The 1,454-nt window shown below is 72.8% G+C and carries 3 protein-coding genes; all 3 read right to left on the bottom strand.

What is annotated here, in order from left to right:
• Window positions 1-28: 28 nt before the first annotated feature.
• The 3 genes from AOK23_RS40615 to AOK23_RS40605 are packed head-to-tail and all read right to left on the bottom strand — an operon-like array spanning window position 29 to window position 1,417.
• Window positions 29-631 carry a GTP-binding protein gene (locus tag AOK23_RS40615; protein WP_055717434.1) on the bottom strand — a complete coding sequence of 201 codons (603 nt, stop codon included), beginning with the start codon at window positions 629-631 and terminating at the stop codon, window positions 29-31.
• Window positions 609-1,007 carry a DUF742 domain-containing protein gene (locus AOK23_RS40610; protein ID WP_055717433.1) on the bottom strand — a complete coding sequence of 133 codons (399 nt, stop codon included), beginning with the start codon at window positions 1,005-1,007 and terminating at the stop codon, window positions 609-611. Before AOK23_RS40610 ends, AOK23_RS40615 begins: the two co-directional genes overlap by 23 nt.
• The gene (locus AOK23_RS40605; protein ID WP_055717432.1) at window positions 1,004-1,417 is read right to left on the bottom strand and encodes a roadblock/LC7 domain-containing protein; all 414 of its coding nucleotides are present in this window, start codon (window positions 1,415-1,417) and stop codon (window positions 1,004-1,006) included. Before AOK23_RS40605 ends, AOK23_RS40610 begins: the two co-directional genes overlap by 4 nt.
• Window positions 1,418-1,454: the final 37 nt, after the last annotated feature.

Raw genomic sequence — 1,454 nt, 5'->3', positions numbered from 1 at the left:
CAGCACGTGCAGGGCGGCGTCTCGGGGGTCACGCGTGCTCCAGTTCGGCGTCGCGGCTCAGCAGGTACGCGGTGAGCGCGATCAGCGCCCGGGTGGAGGAGTCCGGATCGCGGGCGTCGCAGCGGACGAGCGGGGTCTCGGGCAGCAGGTCGAGGGCCTCGCGCACCTCGGCCAGGTCGTGCACGGGGGCGCCGTCGAAGTCGTTGACGGCGACGGCGTACGGCAGGCCCAGGTCCTCCAGGGTGCCCATCACGTCGAAGGAGTGGGACAGCCGGCGGGTGTCTGCGAGGACCAGCGCGCCGAGGGCGCCGCGGGTCATGTCCTCCCAGAGCCGGGTGAAGCGCTGCTGTCCCGGAGTGCCGAACAGGTAGAGGACCAGGGACGGGTTGAGGGTGAGGCGGCCGAAGTCCAGCGCGACCGTGGTGGTGGTCTTGTCGCGGGTGTCGGCGAGATCGTCGACGAGGGCGCCGGCCTGCGTCAGGACCTCCTCGGTGCGCAGCGGCCGTATCTCGGAGAGCGTGCCGACGAACGTGGTCTTGCCGACCGCGAAGTGTCCGACGACGAGCACCTTGAGCGCGCGCCGCACGGTCGGCCGCAGATACACGTCGTCAGAGGCGGGCGCGAAGCCCATCGAGGACCTCCTGGAGGATGCCGGCGTCGAACCGCCGGACGGCCGAGGGGCGTTCCCCCTGCTCGAAGGGGTCGTGGAACCCGGGGGACGGCGTGCGGGTGGCGATGTGGCCGCTGTCCATGAGGTCGGCGACCAGCACCTTGGTGACGCTGACCGGAAGCCCGAGGTGCCCGGCGACCTCGCCCAGGGAGAGCGCGCCGTGCCGGCACAGCTCCATCACCCGGCGCTTCTCCGGGGTCAGCCCGGTCGGCGGCAGGTCGTCGGCGGCGGTCAGCAGGGTGATCAGATCCAGGGTGTTGCGGGTGGGGCGGGCGCGGCCGTCGGTGACGACGTACGACCGCACCAGGCGCCCGCCGGGCCGGGGGCGGGGCGTCATGTCCGGCTGCCCGTGGCCGGCCTGGCCGGGGTGGACAGCTCCTTGCCGAGCCGGTCGACGAGTTTGTGCATGCGGTAGGTGACCGCCTCCATGTCCACCTCGACGCCGGTGGAGACGGCGAGGTGGGCGCCCTCGCCGGCCGCGACGAGGAAGACGTAGCCGTGCCCGAACTCGATCAGGGTCTGCCGCCAGGGGCTGGTGGACGGGCCGCAGAACTCGGCGGTGCTGCGGCTGATCGACTGGAGGCCGGAGAGGCCGGCGGCGAGGCGTTCGGCGTCGTCGCGGTCGATGCCGGCGGAGTGGGCGCGGAGCATGCCGTCGGCGGAGAGCAGGATCGCGTTCCGCGCCTCGGGCACCTTCAGCACGTCGTCGAGCATCCAGCCCAGCTCGTTGGTCGTGGGCTCGCTCATGCGCGGGGGGTCCCTTCGTTGTCGTGGGGGGTGGAGG

The organism is Streptomyces torulosus, assembly GCF_001419765.1.
In the GTDB taxonomy this organism is placed as follows: domain Bacteria; phylum Actinomycetota; class Actinomycetes; order Streptomycetales; family Streptomycetaceae; genus Streptomyces; species Streptomyces torulosus.
This window is presented reverse-complemented; position numbering and strand designations above follow the sequence as displayed.